13 protein-coding genes and 3 tRNA genes are annotated in these 24,379 nt (G+C 48.3%); all 16 read right to left on the reverse strand.

The window, feature by feature from the left end; all coding sequences use genetic code 11:
* Positions 1–499 precede the first annotated feature (499 nt).
* Positions 500–4,042: a hypothetical protein gene (locus tag E0496_RS28280; protein ID WP_141505195.1), complete on the reverse strand. Its 3,543-nt coding sequence runs from the start codon at positions 4,040–4,042 to the stop codon at positions 500–502.
* Positions 4,043–4,118: 76 nt separating this feature from the next.
* Positions 4,119–8,009, reverse strand: coding sequence for a heparinase II/III domain-containing protein (locus E0496_RS28285; RefSeq protein ID WP_141505196.1), 3,891 nt, complete (start codon positions 8,007–8,009; stop codon positions 4,119–4,121).
* A 105-nt stretch (positions 8,010–8,114) separates the two neighbouring features.
* Positions 8,115–9,749, reverse strand: coding sequence for an ABC transporter substrate-binding protein (locus E0496_RS28290; RefSeq protein ID WP_141505197.1), 1,635 nt, complete (start codon positions 9,747–9,749; stop codon positions 8,115–8,117).
* A 71-nt stretch (positions 9,750–9,820) separates the two neighbouring features.
* Entirely contained in the window at positions 9,821–10,702 is an 882-nt protein-coding gene (locus E0496_RS28295; RefSeq protein ID WP_141505198.1) for a carbohydrate ABC transporter permease, read from the reverse strand.
* Positions 10,703–10,726: 24 nt separating this feature from the next.
* The gene (locus E0496_RS28300) at positions 10,727–11,659 is read right to left on the reverse strand and encodes an ABC transporter permease (protein ID WP_421924792.1); all 933 of its coding nucleotides are present in this window, start codon (positions 11,657–11,659) and stop codon (positions 10,727–10,729) included.
* A 237-nt stretch (positions 11,660–11,896) separates the two neighbouring features.
* Positions 11,897–13,489: an extracellular solute-binding protein gene (locus E0496_RS28305; protein ID WP_241675025.1), complete on the reverse strand. Its 1,593-nt coding sequence runs from the start codon at positions 13,487–13,489 to the stop codon at positions 11,897–11,899.
* Positions 13,490–13,603: 114 nt separating this feature from the next.
* Positions 13,604–14,902, reverse strand: coding sequence for an ABC transporter substrate-binding protein (locus tag E0496_RS28310; RefSeq protein WP_141505200.1), 1,299 nt, complete (start codon positions 14,900–14,902; stop codon positions 13,604–13,606).
* A 46-nt stretch (positions 14,903–14,948) separates the two neighbouring features.
* The gene (locus E0496_RS28315; RefSeq protein WP_141505201.1) at positions 14,949–16,568 is read right to left on the reverse strand and encodes a response regulator transcription factor; all 1,620 of its coding nucleotides are present in this window, start codon (positions 16,566–16,568) and stop codon (positions 14,949–14,951) included.
* A gap of 1 nt (position 16,569) precedes the next feature.
* Entirely contained in the window at positions 16,570–18,339 is a 1,770-nt protein-coding gene (locus tag E0496_RS28320; RefSeq protein WP_141505202.1) for a cache domain-containing sensor histidine kinase, read from the reverse strand.
* A gap of 251 nt (positions 18,340–18,590) precedes the next feature.
* Positions 18,591–19,880, reverse strand: a complete 1,290-nt coding sequence (locus tag E0496_RS28325) for an ATP-binding protein (protein WP_206669893.1) — start codon at positions 19,878–19,880, stop codon at positions 18,591–18,593.
* Positions 19,881–20,174: 294 nt separating this feature from the next.
* Positions 20,175–20,969 (reverse strand): (2Fe-2S)-binding protein, encoded by a 795-nt coding sequence (locus E0496_RS28330; RefSeq protein ID WP_161601618.1) that lies wholly within the window; start codon positions 20,967–20,969, stop codon positions 20,175–20,177.
* 18 nt (positions 20,970–20,987) lie between these two features.
* Positions 20,988–21,986, reverse strand: coding sequence for an ABC transporter substrate-binding protein (locus E0496_RS28335; protein WP_141505205.1), 999 nt, complete (start codon positions 21,984–21,986; stop codon positions 20,988–20,990).
* 118 nt (positions 21,987–22,104) lie between these two features.
* Positions 22,105–23,751, reverse strand: coding sequence for an AraC family transcriptional regulator (locus E0496_RS28340; RefSeq protein ID WP_141505206.1), 1,647 nt, complete (start codon positions 23,749–23,751; stop codon positions 22,105–22,107).
* Between the two features lie 140 nt (positions 23,752–23,891).
* Positions 23,892–23,971 (reverse strand) — tRNA-Leu (locus E0496_RS28345).
* Positions 23,972–23,988: 17 nt separating this feature from the next.
* Positions 23,989–24,064 (reverse strand) — tRNA-Lys (locus E0496_RS28350).
* A gap of 7 nt (positions 24,065–24,071) precedes the next feature.
* Positions 24,072–24,147, reverse strand: a tRNA-Val gene (locus E0496_RS28355).
* Between the last annotated feature and the right edge of the window lie 232 nt (positions 24,148–24,379).

Here is a 24,379-nt window from a genome sequence, read left to right on the forward strand (position 1 = left end):
ATTACTTTTTTATCGCTTTTTCGCTTATCCCGAAGGATTTGCGAGGCAGTTATTACTCGTTGTTCAGTTTTCAAAGAGCAATCTATTCTTTCGTTTGTGTTGCTTGTTTTTCTTGTCGTCCGCGTGTTTCTCTCGGCCGGAATTAGAATATACCATGTATGAATAGAGTAATGCAAGTCTTTTTTAAAATAAATGAAGATATTTATGATTTATACGTTTTTATATGCAATTAACATCATGATATAGAGTGAAATCCCCTAGAATAATCATTAAATCCTCCCTCCTCTTAAAAACAATATCGCTATAGGTAGGAGAGAGCAGAACTCTATGGCTGTTCCTAGTCCTCTTCATTCCTACACTAGAAGCATTCATAGCGTTTGCCCGCTCCACTTCATTAAGAAACAAAAGCAAAGGTTAACCCCTCCGCAAAAGGGGCACCTCTGCCTTGTCAACGGAATTGTGCATGTTATTTCCACACCACCTATTTCTTCTACTGGGTTTAAAGAGTCTCTTCTTCACCGATTAATTCGCCGTCAGCGTTATATTCCTTCAAAATGATGTGTATTCTCTCGCCTGAACCTTCGAAGCTGGTTAGGCTGATTTCCTGAACTCTGCCGTCGACAAGCTCGACCCTTAAAGTATCCGCGCTAGTTGCCTCCGCTTTTGCGATCATCGCGTTCGATTCGAAGGGTTCGATGACGGTTGTGAATCTGGTTTGCTCTCCCTTAGTTCTCGCACTCAGCAGCTTTCTGCGGTAAGTCTCATCTCCAAGCGGATAATCACCGCCGATTGCGCTCACAAACCGTATGGCTCCCAGTCCCGTCAGGTCAAAAATAATGACCCCTTCCCGCTCAATATCATCGGGATTGCCTGGCACAGCGTGCGTGTATGTTTTGCCTCGCAGCTTGACGGGACCGCCCCGATAATCCTTGCCCATGCCATGGCCGGGATCAACGTTCTCACACTGGAAAGGAAGCTCGGCTGCGTACACCTTCGTTCCATCTGCAAGAACGAAATACGGATCACCCCAAAAAATCGTCTTTTCCGTTTTGGTCATAAACTCATTCTCATCCCGTACCTCAGCGATTTTGACCCGCAAATGCAGCGATTCCACTCCCGCTACGGCAAGGTCCAAATCGTCCCTTCCTAAAATCCATGCGCCGAATTGGCCCGAAGCTAGCGTCTTGCCATCCCCGCGAACCTCATACCATAGCTTTTTTTCCACCTTAAAATATTCAGGGTCCGTTCCGGTTATTAGCTCGAAGCGCGGTGGCCATACCGTATGAACATCCATCTTCAGCACGCCGTCCTCGTTATATAACGTCCGATTCCCTTCATTGTCGCTGCCTTCGCCGAACGCCATCTCAAAGCTTGCCGTAACAGGTCCCTCTACCTCGTACCAATCACAATCCGTAATAAATTGAGCGCTGCCCAGCGGGTTGGTGCTAAGCTGCTCGGTATGGGCGACATGTGTTGTTTCCTTTGCCGTTATTCCTCTAAGCCCTTTGATATGGAAGAGACAATCATAGGTATGCTCCTGATCGCCGCGCATATAGTCGAAGAGAACGACATAGTCGTCGGTCACAATCGTCATACGTCTCTGAACAATAGGCTCCGTGTATTCGGTTCGTGAAGTGTAAGGCGGGGCTTGCTCTGGCACGGGGACATAGCGACCTTCATGCCATGAACGCTCCTGCAGCGTCTTATCGCCTTTCACGAGCCAGCCGCCGTAAGGGGGATTGCACCAGCGGGCACTATTTTCGACTGCGCAGGCCTGAAACAAATGGCCCGTATGGAACAATTGCCGTTTCGCCTCCGACGGGTCCTGCTGCTTTAGGTCCACAACGACCATATTGTGGGTAATCGAATTTTGCACAAAAAACTTATACATAAAGTAACGGTAGCTGTACCAGACGCTTTCGGGATTATAGAAGCTTTTTCCAAAACGCATCAGCGAGAGCAGGCTCACTCTGTCGTAATGTCCATGCGCTCCGCCATGCGAGCCGTACTTCACGACGGCTTGGAGCTGCTCCCGCGGCGTCCTTCCCGCTTTGCGAGAACGAAGCACAGCAACTCCCGCATTATCCGCATACGCCGACGATAAATAAGCTTGCCCTCCATCCTCCGGAAGCTCGGCAGGTGCATAAAGCAAATCCCTATGCCGGACATCGCTTGTCCTTAGCACATGCACATACTCGGGTTTGCGGTAATGGTAATAAGCTAGATCGTATCTCGGATCCAGAGACCCTACATGCGATACGCCCAGCAGCTTGCTTTCCGCCGAGTCATTTATGCCAAACAAAACGCCTCGATAATCCGCAAACGGCAGGAGGCTGTCCCATAATTGGCTGATCGACCGATAATTCCGGGTGCTAGGCCCCCACACCTCAAGACTGAGACCGTCAATCGTTGGCCGCTCGCCCGAGGATACTTGCTCATAATAGCTGGCTGAAACCCACATATCCGTGAGATTGATGCCCCATGGGCGGCAGCTTTGAGCCATCTCCGAAAAGAGGCCCGCTGCCATCAGGTTATAGCCAATCGAGCATTCATACCACCAACCATCGTCCATCGTGCCTTTTGCCAAATGCTCCAGAGCGCCGCCGCTGCCGAAAATAAAACGCTCCATCCGCTCCCTGTCCTGCAGTACCTGCGCACAATATGCCGCTCCAGCAAGCTCCGCCAGCGTCCAATTGGAGATTGATCCGCCACGGATTTCCCAATCAATCAGATCCATAAACAATCGGAAAGAGGATTCGATATGCTTCCGGTCCTCATCCGTAAACAAACCGCAATCGTACAATAAATCATAAGCGATCGCCAAATGCTTGAACAGTTCCCCTTCATGCACAAGCTCCTGATGGCTGACGCGCAAGCGTCCCGGGTACCCGTTTAATGGATCAACGACTCTTCGAAGCAGCATCACCGCTTTGGCTGCAAACGCAGCCTCGCCTGTCAGCTTCCAAGCTATGGCGGCGTTACGAGCCTCATGCGAATGCTCGGTAATAAACATATACTCGCCATCATGCGTCTCGGGCACGCCCCAGCGTTCTGCCCTTTCCACATAGGAGACCAGCAGCTCCGCTGCCCAAGGCTGCTCGGCTATTTTATGCTTCACCTGTTCCCATTCCGGCTCCGTCATCAAAATATAAGGATGGGCCAAGGAGCGGACCGTCGTCAGCTCCAGCGATTCCCGCTTATCGCCCGCTCCGCTGGGTATCGCATAAATGCGCTGCTTCTCAAAGCCTCCCGGAGCAATTCGCTTCGTTACTTCTACGGATAGCTGCACGCTTCTCCGCTCATTAGGCCGCAGCATGAATTGCTGCGCAGAGAGGCTGACGGGCATCTCCTCCCAGCCCTGTTTTTCATGGATAAGCGTAATTCCCTGCTCGGCACTCGTTACGTTAACAATCTCTATATCGTAAACAGTCGAATCTCCCGGTTCAGCCGATTTCGAGAGCACCGGGCAGCTAAGCCAAACCGCTTGCCTGCGAATAATGCTTGCTTGCTGGAGGCAAATCTCCCCTATACCAAAACCGGCTTCTTCACGACCATTTGTCTCGTCCATTTGATTGAATGAAATCCGAACCGTTCTTACAAATCGCCACCGCTTGGCCTGCGATTTCAAATCATCGAATTGCTCAAAGGGAAGTACCACCTTGAGCTTCCCGTCTCCCGTAATCAGCCGGTTCGCGGAGGTCCATTCTATCGTTTCAGGCATCGGGCTTTTGTTCATGACAAAGCCGATGTCCACTCTCAGCTCCAGTGTAGTCCGCCCTCCGCTTAAGAGCTCCAGCTCCAAACCATACCAATCCCGCAAATCTGTGGACAGCTCGTTAACCGGCACAAATCCGTGCATTCTCCAATGGTTATCCTGCGTAACCCCGGGATATTGAAACAAAAACGACTGCTCCGAAGCCAAAACGCCATCTTCCGCTTCCTGCTCACCAGCCCCCAGCTGCCATCGAAATAAATCAATCGCCACAGAATCAAACTCCCTAACAGGTTCAGCGCTTGGCTGCACTAAGTTCCACTCCGTCATCGCGATTCACAGCTCCCTATTCCTATTTATAGAATCAAAACCCGCTCCTCCTCTTGCAAGCCCCCTGATCTTCTTGCTAACCATTAACCCGGAATAAACGAAGCTCCCCGCTCTCTAGCGTAACAATGGCTGTGCCATCTACCACCGAAATCGTCTCATCCGTCTGCAGATCTTTCAGTACATGCTGCTCAACTGGTAGAGCGAATTTAGCGGTTAGTCCCTCTGTTCCTTGGCATGCGGCACCAATATACTGCTCTTTTCCAATCAGCAGTTGAAAAGCGTGAACACCGCTTATCTCCGTATCCAAAGGCCGAGCGGTCATACTCTCCCCACTCCGCTGCGGCAGAAGCAGCACCAGATGGCCTTCGTTCCGCTCTGCCTCAATCCGAATGTATTCCAGCTGATAGGCTCCCTCCACCGTAGGCATCATCGCTTTGCTTCTTCCCCACTCCTGCTTAACCGAAAGCTGCTTCGGCCATACCACAACCGTCTCAAGATCAACATCGTAATGGCCCTTGGACAAAATTCGTTCCCGTTCGATAACCGACGGCCTCGCAGAAGCAATCGGCAAGTGAATCACCGTTCCATCCACCGCCGCGCTAATCTGATCCCAGATCACCAACGCCCCAAGCCCTTCCTTTACGTAAGCGGCATGGCGGGTATGTATCCCAGGGCCATCCGGATTTGCAATAACGATGCGCGCATAGTCATAGGCATCAGAAGTATAGAAGCCAGCAAGCCTGCTCGTCAGCGGCGTATCCGAATACTGCCCAGCATTGCGGAATTGCAGGGTGCTATGGGATGCCGAGCCTTTGTACCACTCAAACGTGCTGTCAAAATAACTTTCAACTCCCGGGTCCATGACCAGCGGGATCCCGCCCGCATAAAAAATAAACGAGCCCTGATCCAGATGGCCGTGGCCCAGGGCGCTTTCGTTCGCAAGGAGCGAGACGAGGCCTTCGTCCACCTTCCCAAACCGATGCCTGAACAGTGTAAGCCCTTGCCCTTGAAACCATTGCGAGCTGAGCTCTAGCGGTTTACCAATGGGAATATCGACATCGACGGGTGCAAAAAAGTTCTCCAGCACATTCCGCTCCGTCCCAAATGCCGCAAACGGAGACCCCGCCCGCTTCCACGTTTGCACCAGTCGCCCGGCCCATTCTGGCGATTCCACTGCAACTTCATCGGTATAAATGCCAAGCGGCGCGAATTCATAACCATCGCCCAAAATATGATCTCCGAAATTAGGCGAGCCGATCTTATCGTCAAAATAACGGTATGGCGGCGTCTGCACGGATACCATGAATTCGAAGGCTTTGGCGAGCTTAGTACCGTGAAACCAATTTTCACCGCTCATATTGCGTAGAGCCTTCGCAAAAATCGAATATCTCATCACGACTTCATATAGATAACGGATCGTCTCCGGCCAGGAGCCGTCCTCGTTCAAATGATGATCGAGCTGTCCTTTCAATACAGTTCGCCCATTCTCGAACCATTGGCGCGACCCCGGAAGAGTAGGAAAGACAAGCGCGAGCATCGCAGCCCCGGCAGACATATCCGTATGCCAATTTCCCGTATCCGCTTGCGCGGCATAATCGCCAAGCTCCGTCCGGTCGCGAAGGTCAATCAGGTCGCGGATCAAATAGTTCACTCTGGCAAGCAGCAGCTCATGTTCTTCCTCGGAGAACACTCCGGCATCCTGAATTAACGAATAGGCAGTTGCAAGAACGACCGCCAGTCGGCCTCCTTGAACGGCGCCGTAGGCATCAATGCCGTCAGGGCGAAGATTGGTGCGGAGCCATGACTCGACCCCCTGGCAAAAATCATTCAAACCCCAAAGCATCATCGTCTTCGCCTTCTCCGCATATTCCCGCTCTCCTGTAATGGCATACACCATAGCGTCGGCTTGAAAACGGAGCGAACCGAGCACACTTCCTTGTCCAAGCATGGACTTCTTATTGTGAATGCCTGTATACGTGCCGACAGTCTCGCCTTTACTATTCTTAAAAGTGAGAACAGCATGAATGCCGCTTTTCAGCTTGCCATCTATTTTGGCAAAGAACGTTAACGTATGGCGAATGCCTCCGCTAATCAGCAGCTCATGATCATACACCCAAGAACCTTCGTCCCCTTGTAAAGGGTTGTTAATATAGAGAGAGCGGCTGCCCTCCTTGTAATAATTCGGACGATTTTCCCATGACATGCTGGGATTGCCGCTTCGGGCTATAGGCTTCCAGCTCTTTGGCAGTGCATCCCCTTCCTCAAAACCGGCATTATCGATACGAATATCCACCGCATTCGCAGGAGAAAGCTTAACAGCATCAATCCACACATGGCCAAGAGCCCCATCCTCTCCATATTCGGAGGCAGGCAGTACAAAAGCTAGAGTTGCCGCAACCGTATCGCTAGGCGGCGTAAAGATGAGCATCGGAGATTCGCTCCATAGCCTATAACGCTCGTTCAACAGATCCATATCCGGCTTTTCTGCAAGCAGCTCATCCAGCGCCTGAATATCCGCAAGGCTCATTTCATCAGCCAAACGCTTTAATTGGCCATATTGCTCCTGTAGGGCAGCTGAATTTTCAATTTTGCCCGCCAGTTTTCCGATCCCGCCTGCAGGAAAGAAAAGACTACTGCCCTGCTCCGTTTCCGTTCGATAGATGCGAGAATGCCGCATGGCCCGCATAGCATCGTACAGACCAACGATTGATGCAGCCGCTTCCTCATGGCTGAAGCTCGCGCTTGCTGCTTCTAATCGAGATAATGCTTGAAGCACCGCTTCGATATAGGCCGCCGGATATTGACCAACACCGGCACCAGCCTTGCTATCCTTGATTAATAGAGCAGCCTGTTCACGTACAAAGGCCATTTTTTGCTCAAGCTTAGCGGCATCCATTCGATCATAAATAAGCTCAAGCGATGGCCTTTTCTCCGCATCAGGATGATGATAGGCATAGAAGCCGCAAGGGATAGCTCCAGCTTCGTTAACGAGCTGGTACACCACCTCGTTAGGAGAATCGTCCCTTTTCTGAAGATGCTCCGTAATATCCACGTACCCGCTTCGGTCGCGAAAGTTAATATGGAATGATTTGACGAGCGGGCCGAGCAGAAGTTCGCCATTAGCACCTTCGAATGCCTTGGCATAGGTCAACGATACAATATCCTCCAAACGCTGATCAGCCTCGTGCAGAAACAGCTTCTTGCTGTCGATATGATGGTTAGTGAGCGACAAGCGCGCCTTGACCAGCTCCCGCCCCTGAAACTCCGGCAGTTGAAAACCTACGTAAGCAATCAGCCCATCATCAATCTCTACCAGCGTTTTACCGCCAAAAGCAAAATCATCCTCAGCTTTCGTTATATAAGTGCTGCATGCAGCAGGTAAAACTGCCGACTCAGCCAGCTGCTTGCGCATGTCCTGGTATTCATACCATTCCAGTGCCGGTTTTAGTCCGTAGGTAGTCATACCGTAGCTCGGCGCCATCGTACAATATTCGGTTGCAAACTGAATATCCTCATCCGCACGCGGCTGCATAAAGGCGCGATTACGCTTAAAAGGCACGGTGTATTCGCCAGACAGTACGCTTTTGGCATGGAGAAGCTGATCCCCAAGCGCAGCTTTAGCGCCTTCCGTATAATATTCGGGGTCTATAACAAGCGCGGTCTCTCCCAGCCATACGAGTACATTCAGCTCCCTGCGATGAGCAGAATATTCAAGCTCGTTGCGCTTCTCGTCTATAACTCGTTCTGATACATGAACCTCATGCAGCAAAGCTGCTCCCGCATTTCGCAGCTCCAATGCGCTGCTGCTTTCACCGCTTGCTTCCCCACAAACCCAAAGCTCATATCGCTGCACAGCTTCTTCAAAAAGCGCAATAGCTGTCGTCGGATATTGTCCCGGGTTATCTCCTGCTACTGCTTTGTTCATAAGCTCCTTGGCATAGGCAAGGACTTGATTCTGCTGCACCATCCTGATATCTCCTCCCGCTCCCTTTTTAATGTGTGCGCTATAAAACAGAGAAGCCCGCCGCGAACTTGCTCTCGGCGGGCTTCTTTCCAGCGAACGGCTCTCGTCTTACTGCGCGCCGCCGTCAATAAAGGCTTGCACTTGTTTAATGACCTCGGCGCGGACTTTCTCAAGCCCGTACGCTTCCATCTGTTTGTTCAGCTTCGTTGCTGTCTCTTTCCAGTTCTTGTCGAGCCCGTTATTGAAGATCGGGTCTCTCTGCTGCACCACTGGCGAGATTTTAGCAATTTCTGATTTCACCGGCTCGGTATCAAAGGTGAATCCGGATAGCGGCTGCAAGTAATACGTTTCGTTTTGGGATTGATAATCAAGCAGTTTAAGCGTTTCCTCGTCGTTGTCGCCGTTGATCCGGGACATCGTCGGATTCCATGAGAATTCATAAGATGGGAAAATATAATCCGTCGTTTTGTCCGTCATTTTATAGTAGCGGTCTCCAGAGGCTGTCCAATGCGTATCTTTAATGCCCAGTTCAAACAGATCATGGTTTTCCGTGCTGCTGAACAGCCAATCAAAGAACTTCATCGTACGATCCGCATTTTTAGAAGTAACCGGAATGACAATGTCGTTCCAAGCCTTATAGTCTGTGCCGATCGCTTCTTTCTCCATATTGCGGATATGGGAATTGTACACAAACATTTCGATATCCGCGCCTGGAACAGCCGATTGCAGCCTTTGGCGAATTTGCGCCGCACCGTTGATTGTGCCTTCGTTGGATGCGGCTTTGCCGCCTACGAACAAGGCTTGCGCGTCCTTCTCGGACAGAACATCCTTCTGAATGTATTTGTTCCACTCCACATTTTTAGCATATTGCGGGTAGAAGTAGTACGGATCATTGTAAGGAGCTGCAAGTCCCTCGAATTTAGAGGCATCATCGCCAAGCGTCGTAGCGCCAAGCACTTTTTTGCCATCGTCAGACAGATAGACGTAGAAGGCCGGCGACATGCCGCTGATCATTTTCGCATTCGTTAATTTGTCCTCCAGGTTAAACAGCTTGTAGAAGCCGCGGTCGTTTTTGTTCGCCATCGGCAGAATGCCCTTCTCGTTCTCCTGCACCTTCTCCAAATAAACTTGCAGCTCATCGTAGCTTTGAATCGGCTGCAAACCGTATTTCTCGCGAAGATCCTTGCGGATGTAAACAACGTCGATATCATAAAAAGCATTCGTTAGAGGAATCGAATAAATATGGCCGTTAATTTTGTTCGCGTTCAAGTAATCCTCGGTGAACGCCGCTTTCAAGCCAGGATACTCATCATTGTTGAAATATTTGTCAAGCTCCGTGTAGTAGCCAAGTGACACGTTTTGGTTCAATGACATCCACGGGGCATCGAAAGCCGCATCCACAGATTCGCCTGCTGACATTTTTAGCGTTAGCTTCTGCTTATGATCAGCGTTCGGATTCCACTCGAAGCTCAGCTTCGTGTTCAAGGTATCTTTCGTTTGCTTCTCGAATTCAGCCAAAACCGTATCCATCTCGATAGGCTTCTCGCCAAACAGCATCATTTTCAAGGTGACGGGATCGGGCGCTTTGCCGCCTTCATCCGAAGGCTGCGTCGTCGCATTCCCCGTACTTCCTTTATTGCCAGAGTTGACTTCATTGCCATTTTTCCCGCTGCATGCCGAAAGCGTAGTGACGAGCATCGTTGCGATCAACAGCAGCGACATTCCTTTGAACTTGCCTTTCATCTTTGTTTCCTCCCTTTTCTGTGTGCTTCATATACTAAACCGCCGACGAAGGCGAGCCCAGCCTAGCCTCATTACCCTTTAACCGCACCAACCATTAAGCCTTTCACAAAATACTTTTGCAGGAATGGGTACAGGAAGATGATCGGTCCAATCGTAACCACCGTCGTCGCCAGTCTAGTTGTCAGTGTTGGCACGACGTAATTCGGCAGCGAGATTTGCGACGACAGCTGATTCGCAAACTCCGCGTTGTTCATGATGCGCATGACAAGATATTGCAGCGGGAACAGATTCTCATCCGAGATGTACAGCATCGCCTCGAACCATTTGTTCCAGAAACCCATGGCGTAGAACAGCCCCACCGTTGCAAGTGCGGGCAGCGAGATCGGAAGCACGATTTTAAAGAAAATATAGATATCGTTTGCGCCGTCGATCTTAGCTGATTCCGCGAGCGATTCATCCACCGATTTGAAGAAGTTACGCAGCAGGAACATATTCCATGGGCTGATTAAGGCAGGAATGATGAGTACCCAGATGGAGTCCTTCATCCCCAAATATTTGGAGATCAGCAGGTAATTCGCAACGAGGCCGCCATGGAACAGCATGGTGAAGTAGACATAGAAGTTGATTTTGTTCTTATATTTCAGCGCCCGGATCGACAAGGGATATGCCAGAGCGCAGGTTACGAGCATCGCCAGCAATGTGCCTGCCACGGTCACGAAGATCGTGACGCCGTACGCTTTATAAATCGTGTTGTCCTTGAAGATGAGCTTATAAGCATCAACCGTGAAGTTTTGAGGCAGCAGTGAATAGCCGTCACGCAAAATCGATAATTCCGTAGAGAGTGAACTGCTGATGACCGTAATGAACGGAATCATACAATAAACCGAGAATACGACCAGAATGATATACATGAACATTTTCAAGAGCCGGTCGCTTTTGCTTTCCTTAATCATGGCTGCACCTGCTTTCTGATGGATTTAGAAGAGCGCCGAATCCGGGCTGAATTTACGGGCTAACTGATTGACTGTCACGACCAGGATGAATCCGATCACCGATTGGAAAACGCCAACGGCTGCGGCCATTCCCATATCTCCTAGATCCATAAGCGCGCGGTAAACGTAGGTGTCAATCACGTCGGTTGTTGAGTAGAGCATGACATTCCGTCCAATCAGCGCATAGATCATACCGAAGTCACCGTAGAATATACCGCCCATGGCCAGCAGCATCATGAGAATAACCGTCGGCTTCAGCAGCGGAAGCGTGATAAACCGGATTTTCTCAAAACGGCTTGCTCCGTCAATCGATGCGGACTCGTAGATTTCAGGGTTAATGCCCGTAATCGTCGCCAGATACACAATCGCTCCGAAACCGGCACCCTGCCATATCTTAATGAGGACCAGCACGAGCGGCCAGATGGCCGGTTCGTTGAAGAAAGCGATGGGCCCAATGCCGAGCGGCTCCAGCCATTTGTTCAGCATTCCGGTGTCGCTGGATAGCAGCGCCGTGACGAACATCGCAATGACCGTCCACGAGAGGAAATTCGGCAGCGTGACCAAAGACTGGACGATTCGCTTGAACCATTTGCCGCCAAGCTCAGAGAACATGACCGCGATGCCGACGGAAGCAAGTGTTCCGAACAAAATAAACAACGCATTTAGGAATAAGGTGTTGAAGATAACGTGCAGCACTTCCCTCGATTGAACAAAAAACTCGAAATTTTTCAAGCCGACGAACTCGCTTCCCGTTATCCCTTTAATGGCATTAAAGTTTTGGAAAGCAATGACGATGCCGCCCATGGGCAAATACGAAAAAACAAAAATTAAAAGCATACCCGGCAGGGTGAGCAAATACAGCAGTCCATGCTTGCGCATTTCGTTCATGAACGGGGACGGCCTATTCTGCTTTCTCATTTCCGGTGCTTGTGCCTCGATGGCAACTGAATTTTTCATTCTGGCTTCCTCCTCGGTTCCCGCATGTTTTCTCTTTTTCGTTTGCGATGATCTCACTTTATCACGCATATGAAAACGCTTGAATGTTCCTTTTTAAGCTAAAATTGCGGTTTTTTAAGATGGTGAATAACCGCTTTGCCGCATTACTCCACGCAAAAAAGACGCATGCCCGCGCATGCGTCCTTCTCTTATGGGGAGCTAGTTCCCGCTTCTATTCAAATAAGCCTCTACCTGCTTAATCAGCTCAACCCGAATGGCTTCGAGCCCCAGCTTCCGCAGCTTCTCATTCGTTTTTGCCGCTGTGGCACGCCAATTCGCGTCCAATCCGCTATTGAATACTTGAAGCATTTGGCTGACGACCGGCTGCACCTTTGCCATTTCAGTTCGAACGGCTGCTGGGTTAAATACAAAGCCAGACATCGGCAGCGGATAATACGACTTTGGATCGGCCGAATAGCGGAGCAGCTTCAACGCCTCGGCATCCGTGTCAATGTTGATGCGCGACATCAACGGATTCCATGTCAGCTCATAGGCAGGAAACAAATAGCTGGCGGAAGCCGCCGTTGATTTATACATTTGCCCCTCCGCATCAGTCCAGTGCTCCCCTTTAATGCCCAGTTCAAACAGATCATGATTATCCTGACTCTGGTACAGCCAATCCAAAAACTGCATCGTATCGTCGGCATGCTTGGAAGTGACCGGAATCGCCAGGTTATTCCATGCCCGATAATCCGTGCCGATACAATCCTTCTCCATCTGCCGCATGCAGGAGTTGTATACGAAGCCTTCCAAATCGGCATCCGGATTGGCTGTTTGGAGCTTTTGCCTGACCTCGCTCCAAAACTTGATCGTCCCCTCGTAAGCCGCCGCTTTGCCCGCTTCGAACAGCAGCATTGGATTCCGCTCGTTCAGCACATCGGTCTGCACATACGTATTCCAATCCACAAAGCGATCCAGCGCCGTATAAAAATAATCAGGATCATTTAAAGGAACTGGATAAGCAGCATAAGCGGAATCCGGGTCACCTAGGGTTGTTGCGCCCAGCACCTTCTTCCCGTCTTGCGACAGGACGATTTGAAAGCCAATGCCCGTGCCCGACACAAAATAAGGATCTGAGCGGTAATTCACCGCCCGTTCCTCGCTGGCAAACATCCGAAAGAAACCGCGGTCCCCTTTAAGTGCAAGCGGAATAAGCGTCGGTTCTTCCTTTTGTACCATTTGCAAATAGTGCTCCAACTGCTCATAGCTCTCAATCTTATCCATCCCAAAGCGTTCACGCAAGTCCTTCCGAATGTAGACAACCTCAATATCATGGAAAAATTGCGTAAACGGAACCGCGTACAAATGGCCATCAATTTTATTGGCTTCAAGATAATCGGGCGAAAAAGCTTTTTTCAGCCCCGGATATTCATCGTTATTAAAGTAACGGTCCAAGCTCTGATAGTAGCCTTGTGCCACATTTTGCTCCAAATTCATCCAGGACGCATCGAAAACGGCATCGATCTCTTCGCCTGCAGCCAGATTAAGTTTAACCTTTTGCTTGAATTCTTCAGGCGCATCCCAATCGATTAAAAGCTTCGTATTCAAGGTTTGTTTGGTCCGTTTCTCGAATTCCTTCAGCACCTTATCCATATCGGCCGGCTTGTCTCCGAAAAACATAAACTTTAAGGAAACGGGGAGAGGACCGTCTTCGACATCCTGGTGCTGAGCACCTGACTGAGAAATAAGTCCACAACCGGTTAGGATAAGCATAAACAAGGATAAAATCATCAATAACCGCTTCGCGTCCACTCCCGTTCCCCCTTGCCTTCTTTTATTGAAAGCGTTTTTACGGAATCTTCTTTAAACATACCATGGACCGGATCAATGGGATAATGCAGTTTTTTAAGAAAAAACTGCGGTTCTTCAAGATCCTGTGGGAACTTGCATCGCTTTAACCTGTGCATTCCATTCCTGATCCGCTTCCCGCATCGCTTCATCCAAGCCCAGCTTGTCATTTAATACATCCTGAATGGCCCTATAGAACCAATCGCGGAACTGCGGCGGTGCTGTATTTTTACCCGAGAACGTATTCAAATAAGCGGACTGCTTCGTCTTGCCATCCTTCATCATGCGAAGCACCGCTTCCATCGGCTCAATAACCGGGTAATCGGCATCCGCACGGGTTGCAGGTATGCCGTTCACTGCTTGGAGGAACAGCGCATATTGATTCTCATCGAAAAAATAATGAAGGAACTGCTTAATACTCTTCAGCTTCTCCGGGTTCTTAGCCGCTTCTGCCGAAATCGCCCAGCCGCTTGTTGTCGGTGCTCCAGCAACGTTGATATTCCCTTGCTGATCCGGCAGCGCAAAAAATCCAAATGCAAAGGTAGGATCTGCTGAGCTGATCTGGTTGAACATCCAGGGACCGGAGTAGAGCATGGCGGCTTGGCCGGACAGGAGTATTGATGCGGTTTGATTATCTGCTGTCCCCGTAAATCCAGAAGCTACGTATCCGTTATCCCATAAAAACTTTAGCTTCTGCATGGCGCTCATTGGACCTGCATCCGTCCAACTGACCTTCCCTTCGCCCCGCTGTGCATTCCAATCCGGGTTCTTGATATAAACCTCGTCAATTAAAAATTTGTTGATCCAAAACCCCATATGCCAAATGTCCTTGCCCCCAACTACAATCGGCTGGACGCCAAGGCGCTTGATTTTCTCGCAATACAGAAGAAATTCATCAAATGTTTCTGGAGACTCTGTTATGCCTGCCTGAGCAAATACTTTCTTATTGTAGATCACGCCGTGCGGAGCAGGCTTCTCTAGCGGCAGCGTATAGACGGCCTCATTAACCTCTGGAGCAGCTTCAAACAAACCAATCAAATCACCCGGCATCGGGTGAAGCAACCCTGCATCCGTGAATAACTGTGTATCCCGCATTTCGATTAAATCGGGAAACTCGCCCACAGCATCCTTCATTTTGAGAAAATCCGCATAGGAGCCCGCCCAAGTTTCATTAATCTCGTTAACGACAATGTTGGGATGTGATTTCTCGAAGTTGGAAATAACCGTGGAAATGCCCTGCTTGTGAGCACGGTCTCCATCGGCATACACAACAGTGAAAGAAAGCGGCTGTTCCTCTTGCAGTTGGCCGTTTAATGGTGTGCTAGCCTGATTGACGGCATTGCCAAACGTGCAGCCCGTCAGCATAAACAGCAGCATCCCGATCGTAAAAAGCTTGCAGTAGTGTATCGTAATCCCCTCCCGGTCATTCCTTATCGGAACGGATGCCTTGTCCTCTCATGTCCTGCTTAAATTCAAGCGGCAGCTTGCCGTATATTTTTTTAAACATATCGCTGAATTGCCTGGCATTGTTGTAGCCTACTCGCTCCGCGATTTCATATACAAGCAAGTCGGTTTGCATCAGCAGGCTGTGAGCATGCTTCATCCGCACGTTCGTCAAATATGACTTAAAGTTCTCGCCAGTATGCTTCTTAAAGAAGCTGCTGAAATAATAGGGGTTCATAAAGGCGAGCAGAGCGATCGACTCCAGCGTAATATTTTCCGCGTAGTGCTCATCGATATATGCCTTCACCTGAAGAAGCTGCAGCAGTTCCTTGTTGCCGAGCTTGCTCGCTGCAGATGACCGAATGGATTGAAATAAAAAAGCAGCATGCTCCGACAGCTCTCCAAACGTTTGAAAGCGACCCAACTGCTCCAGCAGCGCATGCTGCCCCGAGTCAGCCGAATCTCCGACGATACCGATTTCCTTCAGCTCGCGTTGAAGACGAATAATTGTACCGTATACGGCAGATACAGCTGCGTGTTTGCTGCCTTGCGAGAGAAGGCTGACCGATTCCAGCAATGCCGGGATTATATCCTCCCGATCATCCTGCGGCGGCCGAGATAACGAAGAAATCAACTGCTGCTGAAGCTCTTCGAACAGAAGACGGGCCTCCGAATTCGGCTCGGTCCGCTGGCTTGCAATGACCCGGTTCATCCCTTCAAAATATTTCACCTTCAGCCGCTGTTCCGCGCTTTTAGCCGAGAGACACGCCTCTTCCGCCGACAGAGCCGGAGTCCCGACTCCAAGCGTAAAGCTGACCTTTAAATAGTTGTTAATCTTGGCGTGCAAATCTTGGGCAAGCGCTACAGGCTCATCTAAACTCCCATGCTGCACAAATAGGCCATGCAGATCGCCCTTGCGGAAGTATATGCCTGCATTAGATGAAGCTATGGCTTCGGTCAAGATATTGGAAACCGAGAAATCAAGCAACTTGCGCTCCTGTTCCTGCCAGCGATTAGTTCCATCGAGGCTGATACCGTCCAGCTCTCCAAAGCAGACGGTCGTATAAGGCAGAGCCGTAAGTACGCCAATCGGCCCCAGTTGGGAAATCGCAACAAGATCGCCATCAGTCAGACGTTCAATCAGCTCTCCAATTGCATCATTGCGCCTCTCGCGTTCGAATTGGGTCGCCATTTCTTTTTCGCGCACGCGCTCGACCTGCTCGTCGATCAAACGAATCGCTTTGTTCATAACCTCGACCAGGCGTTCTTTATCGACCGGCTTGATCAAATAATCAACAGCCCCATATTTGAGCGCATCCCGAGCATAAGAAAATTCCTGATAAGCGCTTATAAAAATCACCTTAATCTCGCGTCCCGTTTCATTAATCTCCCTAATGATATCTATGCCGGTCAAGCCTGGCATGCTAATGTCGCTGATGACAATATCCGGTCGGCAGGTATCGAGCATGACGCGAAGCTCATTGCCGTCATTGGCCTCGCCAACGATTTCTACGCCTAACTCGCTCCATGGAATAAGGCGCTGAAGCCCCCTTAAAATAACAGGCTCATCATCCGCCAGCAATACTCTAATCGTCTTCATTTCAATACCCCTCCCTACGCAGTGGAAATAACATTCGGACAGCCGTTCCGATATTGGGCTTGCTTTCTATCGTGATGCCATATGGTACTCCGCAAGCCTGACGCAGCCGCTCGTGGACATTTTTTACCCCGATGCTTTTGCCTGAGGTTCCTTCTGCCTCCGCCAAGTGCAAGATTAGCCGCTCTACCGTACCCTCATCCATTCCTATTCCGTTATCGAAAACGGTTACAGCCATTTCGTTGTCATTTACCTTCTCAATCGTAACTTGGACGACCCCTTTTCCTCCTCTAGGCCGTATGCCATGAAGAACGGCATTTTCCACGATCGGCTGCAGGCTTAGCTTCAAAATAGACGCCTGCAGCAGCTCCTCCTCGTGCAGATCGACCTGCAGCTCGATCCGTTTATCGAACCTCACTTCAATTAAGTGGAAATAATGCCGCAAATGCTTCAATTCCCGCTGCACCGAGACCCATTCTTCACCGTAGTCAATGACATACTGAAGCTGATTGGATAACGAATGAATCATATCCGCCACCTCTTCATCGTCATTTGAAACCGCACTCATCCGAATAACCTCCAGCGTATTGTACAGGTAATGGGGACGAATTTGGCTTTTCAGCGCATTCAGCTCCGTTTGCTTTCGCTTAATCTCTCCGACATATGCTTCGTTAATAAAGGATTGCAGCCGCTCGATCATCCGATTAAAGCCATGGGCTAGCCGCCCGAGCTCATCCTTCCGCTTAATCGTAAGGCCATGATCGAGGTGCCCAGACTCCACCTTAACCATAAGCCGCATGATGTCGAGAATCGGACGTGTAAAGCTCCGCGAGAACAGAGCGCCAAGTACAATTAAGGCAAGGAAGCAAACCGCCGCAACAACAAAAACGGTCGATCTTACCGAAACCAAGGAAGCATATAGATCCGTCTTGGATACCAATCCGATAACTTGGCCTCCCATAAACGGGACCGGCTCGGAGAAAACCTTCATATTGCCTTTATTTCTGGCACTCAGCTCATCGAAGCGTTTGCCTAGCTTGTCCTCTTGATTCGAGTACAAAATGTAGCCATTTCCGTCAACGACAAACATATCGTCGTTTCCTTCCAATTTCACTTGTCGGAACAATCGATCAAAGATCGACAGATCTACATCAAAGAAAAGCGTTCCAAGCACCTTGGCCTCTGGCCCCAGCTTACCCGTTGTATCGATATAATTGCGGGCAAACGTAATCACTTGTCTGGTTGAGCTAAAATAAGTTTCCAAATGGGGCGGGAATACCGCAAGCTGCTTAGGCTTGGCAGAGAGCGTATAAGACCAGCTAACCGATGGAAACGGTTCATTTTGGTCCAATACCTTATTTGTTCTCGATTGGCTAAACACGGTTCCATCCGAATGCCGAACAAACAGCGTATTTTCAATATGGGGATCGCTATATAAAACCGTTTTCAAAAAGTCGTTCATGGCGATCTTGTTCATCTGGCTAAGGCTATCTATTTCCTGCTTCAGGGTAACGCCCTGCCGATCCGGCACCCTCTCCGCGTTATAATACATATTTTTTGATATTTCATTATAGTTCAATAGAATATCATCCACGTTTTTGCTCAGGTAAAACACCATTTGGCTGAAATTGTTTTCGGTATGTCGTTCCACTTGGTCGGTAATCTGATTGAGCGAGAGGCTGCTAAGCGCCAGCAGCGGAATCATCCCTACGATCAGAAACGCGAGGGAAAACTTAAAAAAGATGCTATGCCAAATGTTTGTCCATTTCAGCATTGGTCCGTCCCCCTGACATGCCCATAAGTATAGTATGCTACCTTATCATAGTCGATTTTCCCCTTTTCTAAAATGTTGTTTTTAAAGCGCCGATTGCAGCTTTTTAAGAACATCGCCGTGGATAAACCAAACAAGCTGCCGCCTTCTTGGGCGCCAGCTTGCTGGTACAGCTTATACCAGCATAAAAAAGACAACCCAATTCAGCTTTAAAGCCTACAGGGTCGTCCTTATTCATTTTACATACTAACTCACTAGTGATTGTTAATATTCATATGTAATGGCAGTGAAAGCATAAACTCACTTCCTATGCCTTTCTTACTGCTCAGCGTCAACGTTCCTCCCAGCAGCTTGGCTAGCTGACTGCTTATCGAGAGACCCAGCCCCGTCCCCTCATATTTCCGGTTAAGCGTGCTGTCCTCTTGCAAGAAGGCCTCAAACACAAGCCTTTGATTTTCTTCGTCAATGCCTATGCCCGTGTCTTTGACGATAAATAAGATATGATCTAAAACGGGGTCCATCGAGACATGCAAGGTAACTGTGCCGTAGTTTGTAAACTTCACTGCATTGGATAACAAATTCCGCAAAATTTGGCTTAACCGAAGCCCATCGGACATCAGCACCGCGGGTACTGCTTCATCGATCAAAACCTCAAAATTCAGCTGTTTCTTATCTGCGAACGGAGCAAGCTGATGATACAGAACCTGAGTAATATCCTCGATCGATATTTCGCCCCACTCCAGCTCCATCTTACCTGCTTCAGCCTTGGATAAATCCAATATATCATTAATAATTCGCAGCAGCTCATTACTCGAAGTATGGATAATATCCGCATACTCAAAATTCTCATTATCTGCCTTGCCTGTCTCGTTCTCACGGATCAGCTCGGACAACAGAATAATGCTGTTCAGCGGGGTTCTTAGCTCATGCGACATGTTGGACATAAAATCCGATTTATATTTATAAGATTTTAAAATCTGGTTTGCTTTATCTTCAAGCTCCTGATGCGTTTCAAGCAGCTCCAGCTTCTGTTTCTCCAAAATCTTATTTTTTTGGCTCAACTCCATCGCGAGCATCTGCTCCTTGTAAAAATCATAAATGATAAATAAGAAAAACGCGCCAAGCAGCAAGGAAAGCGGCAGTGTATAAGGCATAATTTGCTTGACGTACACTTCCCGATTAAGCGCACCAAATAAGGCAATCCCCGTCACTTGCACGATATTGATCGTCAAAAGGGATACCGTTGCTTTCATGAGGTAGCTGCAATTTTGTCGTCTTTGATACAGGAGGACAAGCCCCGCAGATACAACCGCCAAAATAGCGATATTAATCGATCCGGTCAGCGCATTCGGCGTAATTCCATTCACCATAAATCGAGAAGCCGAGATTCCCAAACCTATGAGCAAGACATGCAAAGGACTACGAAACATTAACGTAGCAAAAATAATCGGTATGACCCTTAAGTCAAACACGGGCCCATTCGGCACCTGAACGCCTACCATCATCGCCAGCCAGCCCGAGAATATAAACGTAATAATAAGCATGATACTTTTCTGTAGACTTGTCGCATTCTTAAACAGGTTTTTATATATAAGATTAAATAAATAAGCACAAGTAATTAAAATACTAATATTAGTAAAAAAGGCGACATAAAAATTCATTGACCAGCCTCCCTTGGTTGGGTTCATTATACGCGATGCTGAGCGCTTTGACAAAAAGTAGAACAAAAAATCCGTTCTACTCTTCTCTTTATTCCATATCAGAAAAACAGAAAAAGCCTTGTATAACAAGGCTTTTTTTCCATTAATATATTGATGCGTGCAGTCGCAATTTTACCTTTAATTCTCCCCAAGCAGCATTTTCCGTCTCTCTAGCTCGCTTAACTTAGGGCAAGTGCTGCAATAGCCATGCTGTTTTATTCTAAAAGCCATACAACAGTAACGCCGCACATATATCTTCATATCTGAATTCAGCGGATGCGACAAGCTGCGTAAATGAACGGCCAACGGGTTATCGCTTCCCTCCGCCATTAGAATTCCCTGATCAGCTAAAGCAAGGCTGATACGCTCCTCCGATACTTCTAGATGACGGGCATTTTGCAGACGCGCATAGTATTGCTGGAGCTGATGAGTAATCAATGACCACATCACTTTTGGAGGAACACCTGTATGAGCTGAAACGGATCGAAACAATGCTTCCGTGCTTCGCCGCAATTGATCGCTATATTCCGTCCGTTTCACTTTTCGTTCTTGCGCATCTGAATAAGGCAGCAGTTCTGCAGATGCTGGTATCACCTGATATTCCATCGCTGCCCGCTCAATGATTCGCAAACGAATATCGCCTAAGGATGAGGATAGCGGATAATCAAATAAATCCATGGAAGCAATCAATCCCGTAAATAATACCGAGTAGCGCTTCGCAAATAAAGTACCAACCACTTGTAGATCAGGATGACCTAATTGAGCCGCCTGAAGGTCGAATATCGTTGAACGAGCTGAAGGATCAAGCAAATCTGACGCTGTAAACGGATAACGTTCATCCCCAGCATGATCTAAGGCTATTCGGAAATGGTTTTTCATAAAAATGATAGCCTTCTGCAGCGGTATAGGTTCCCACATATCGCCGCTCTTCATTCCTTGGAAGCCTGCCATTTATTCAATCATTTTCAAGACGTCATCTACAATTTGTCCACGCCCGATGACGCCCCACCCTTTAAACAGCCAGAAGGAGTCTGTCTCATATACTTTTTCATTCTGAACAGCAGGTACTTTCCCCCACAAAGCACTTTGGTTCATGCTATTCAAATTCTCACGCCCATTTGGATCTACTTCCATGACGATATAATCCGCATCCAAATCAGGAACAACCTCTAACGATAGATCTGCTCGCTGCTCCTCGGGAGTTAGTCCTGTAGGCAAGAAGCCGAGATCATGATACAGCAGCGTGTTGGTCGGATGGCCCTTTCCAGCATAAATTTGAAGGTTCTTCTCCCTAACCCGTACGTAAGCAAGCTTTTTTTGGTCTAGTTTTTTTATCGTCTCACTTGCCTCTGCCGTTTTAGCTTCCAGCTCAGCAATTTTCTCCTTGGCCAAATCAACTTTGTCGTAAAGCTCAGCAACCTTTAGCAAATCCTTGGTCCAATAGGTTGTGTCGTCCTCATATTCAAGCCATTCCGTGCCAAGGACAATCGTTGGGGCAATCTTCTCTAGCTGTGCATAGACCTCATCCGCTGTCCGGCTTTCAACTAGAATAACATCCGGCTCAAGCGCGACAATGGCTTCAAGATTAGGGCTATCCGCCGAGCCTACGAGCTGCACACCATCTAGCTGGCTGGATAAGTAAGGAAGATAGTCACCGCCATAACGAACTTCTACGTTGACGCCATAGGGTTTCTCGCCAATCGTAAGGAGATGGTCAATATACGCAGCAGAGAGAACAACAATACGCTCGATATTTACAGGTACAATCGCCTCCCCCTTCAGGTGAGTGATTGTTCTAGTTAAATTCTCAGTTTCTGGTGCATCCGTTACTTCTGAAGATGGTTGGACTGTGTCTTGCTGGCTATTTTTTTCGCTCGTTCCTCCACAAGCTGACATCGTTAACAGCAAGATAATGAGGCATACCAAGGGCATAATTCTGTTCTTAAGCATCTGTTTTTGTTCCCCTTCTCTGTTTAATAATAATAATCATTATCATCAATGATAGAGAAGACACCCTTGTTAAGCAATGGATTAATCCACCTCTTATTGGTGGATCTATTCACTCTAATTAAATCCCAAGCTGTGCCGCTATTCGATTCATTGCCCACATTCTGCCTGTTGGCCCTAATGTTTTGAAGAATAAGTCACTCGCATCATACACCCTCCGCTGCTGAACCGCTTCTAAGCTGGCCCATTGTTCCGATTGAAGCAACTGCTGAAGCCGCTGCTTTGCTTCCAAGGTAGGATCAGCCATTAAAAATAGATGTTCTGCACGAAAGCTAAGCAAGTCTTCCAATTGAATGTCTACTGCCCACTCGCGATCAGGATATTCAACCGGCAAACTCAAGCCAATATCGTCATATAAGAGGCTGCCCGTTTGATTGTTTGCTCCGTATACTCGATAAAAGTTAGGGCTCACTCTTATAAAATAAGCAGTCTGTCGTCCCCAACGCGCTTTCAAATGCTCTCTAATTTCATGCATTCGTGTGCCATACTTCTCTACCCATAACGCTGCTTGCTGCTCCCTGCCAAGTATTTTGCCCATATGCTCCAGCATTTTTCCATATTGATTGGAGTGTGCCAGAACAGCGGTTGGTGCTATTTGATTCAGAGCTTCGTCTTGAACCAAGCGATCGCTTGTCATGATCAAATCCGGTTTCGATCTTAGCAGCTTGTCATAATTCGATTTGCGGCTGTCCAGCTTCAAGCCTTGTTCGCTCTGCTCGCTTACTGCAGGTAAAGGATAAGAATAGGTTACTCGCTCCGCGTAGGATAAAGATGCTACGGGTCTGAGCCCCAGCGTAAGTAAATGATCATCCAGGCCATAATAAAGGGCTGCAATGCGATGGCATTTATTTTTTATATATAATGTGGGTGGGACACCCTCTGCCTTTTTGAAAGCTCTGCTAAAGTAGTGCTCGTCCTTATAGCCCACTTGCTCCGCTACTTCCTTCGCTTTCTTTGAAGAAATTAGCAGTTGCTTGGCTCTGGCCATACGCTGCTTGAATATATATTCCGATGGGGTTATCTTCATCTGTTGTTTAAAGATTCGTGTAAAATGGTTCAAGCTGAAGCCTGACATCTGAGCCAGCTGTTCGATTTTAATATCCTTGCTATAGTTCTCATTCATGAATGCCAGAGTATGCTCTATTCCCCGTATCTTCTGCTTCTCCTCTTCTTCAGTTGCACTTTCCGCTCTCGCAACTGCATGAAGGAGGCTAGTGAGCAACGTCGTTTTGGCTTGTTTGTCTGATGAAAGCAGATCTCCCTTAGAATGCAAAAGATTTATCCATTCCATCATTGTTTCTGATGATTGGGATGCTGTTAGCTTTCCCCTAAACGGGAATTCTGGTTGTTTGACCAACCAAGCATTGTTTTCTTTATGCAGCTGAACTGCGGAAAATAAAACGAGTGAATATTGTAGCGGATGGTTACAATCCAAGCTTGCTTCTATAAGCATATCAGGCTGTAGAAAAAACAAATCTCCTTTCATTGCGGGAGAAGACTTTCCATTTATCGTAACCGTCCCTTTGCCACTGTTAATTAAAGCTATGGCATAAAAGCGGAGAATTCTCTGCATTCGAACATCTTCCGATCCGCATTCATAACGGTAACTCCGAATAGATGTGAAAACCAATTTATGCATGAAGCGGAAAACGTCAGGTTTATTCATCTTTCTGCTTCCTTTCTGCCGAATGTTTCCCTTCGGAATCATAACCTTAGTGCATTTCACGATCTATATTAGCTTACCATACATTCAAGGTTGAATGAGGCTTGCTGTTTGATAACGAAAAGAACAACAAAAAAACCCTTCAGATCAGAAAACTGATCCAAAGAGCTTTTTTTGTTACTCGATGCGCGTAGAGGGACTTGAACCCCCACGGTCGCCCGCTAGATCCTAAGTCTAGTGCGTCTGCCAATTCCGCCATACGCGCGCATCTAAGATAAAAAATGGTGAGTCATGTAGGATTCGAACCTACGACACCCTGATTAAAAGTCAGGTGCTCTACCAACTGAGCTAATGACTCATAGCAATGGTGGAGGATGACGGGATCGAACCGCCGACCCTCTGCTTGTAAGGCAGATGCTCTCCCAGCTGAGCTAATCCTCCATGGAAACAATAAAACCCACCTCATGTGGGCTGGCTTCGCCTTCGGGCAAGCCAAGCGTTTGCACGCTGAAAACTGGATACGAAAGATTAGGCTTGCTGAAGCCTTATGCTGTTGTTTGCCGGATGTATGGGTCCGGGGCAAACGTAAGTCTATGCTTACGACGTCCGTTTGCTTCTCAAACTGTTTAGGATAAGCCCTCGACCGATTAGTATTCGTCAGCTCCACACATTG

It is taken from the genome of Paenibacillus luteus (assembly GCF_006542765.1).
GTDB lineage: Bacteria > Bacillota > Bacilli > Paenibacillales > Paenibacillaceae > Pristimantibacillus > Pristimantibacillus luteus.

Coding starts and splice junctions, on each gene's coding strand:
- E0496_RS28280 (WP_141505195.1), bottom strand. CDS start 4,042: ATGACGGAGTGGAACTTAGTGCAGCCAAGCGCTGAACCTGTTAGGGAG.
- E0496_RS28285 (WP_141505196.1), bottom strand. CDS start 8,009: ATGGTGCAGCAGAATCAAGTCCTTGCCTATGCCAAGGAGCTTATGAAC.
- E0496_RS28290 (WP_141505197.1), bottom strand. CDS start 9,749: ATGAAAGGCAAGTTCAAAGGAATGTCGCTGCTGTTGATCGCAACGATG.
- E0496_RS28295 (WP_141505198.1), bottom strand. CDS start 10,702: ATGATTAAGGAAAGCAAAAGCGACCGGCTCTTGAAAATGTTCATGTAT.
- E0496_RS28300 (WP_421924792.1), bottom strand. CDS start 11,659: ATGAGAAAGCAGAATAGGCCGTCCCCGTTCATGAACGAAATGCGCAAG.
- E0496_RS28310 (WP_141505200.1), bottom strand. CDS start 14,902: ATGCTGCTGTTTATGCTGACGGGCTGCACGTTTGGCAATGCCGTCAAT.
- E0496_RS28315 (WP_141505201.1), bottom strand. CDS start 16,568: ATGAAGACGATTAGAGTATTGCTGGCGGATGATGAGCCTGTTATTTTA.
- E0496_RS28320 (WP_141505202.1), bottom strand. CDS start 18,339: ATGCTGAAATGGACAAACATTTGGCATAGCATCTTTTTTAAGTTTTCC.
- E0496_RS28325 (WP_206669893.1), bottom strand. CDS start 19,880: ATGCTTATTATTACGTTTATATTCTCGGGCTGGCTGGCGATGATGGTA.
- E0496_RS28330 (WP_161601618.1), bottom strand. CDS start 20,969: ATGAAGAGCGGCGATATGTGGGAACCTATACCGCTGCAGAAGGCTATC.
- E0496_RS28335 (WP_141505205.1), bottom strand. CDS start 21,986: ATGCTTAAGAACAGAATTATGCCCTTGGTATGCCTCATTATCTTGCTG.
- E0496_RS28340 (WP_141505206.1), bottom strand. CDS start 23,751: ATGATTCCGAAGGGAAACATTCGGCAGAAAGGAAGCAGAAAGATGAAT.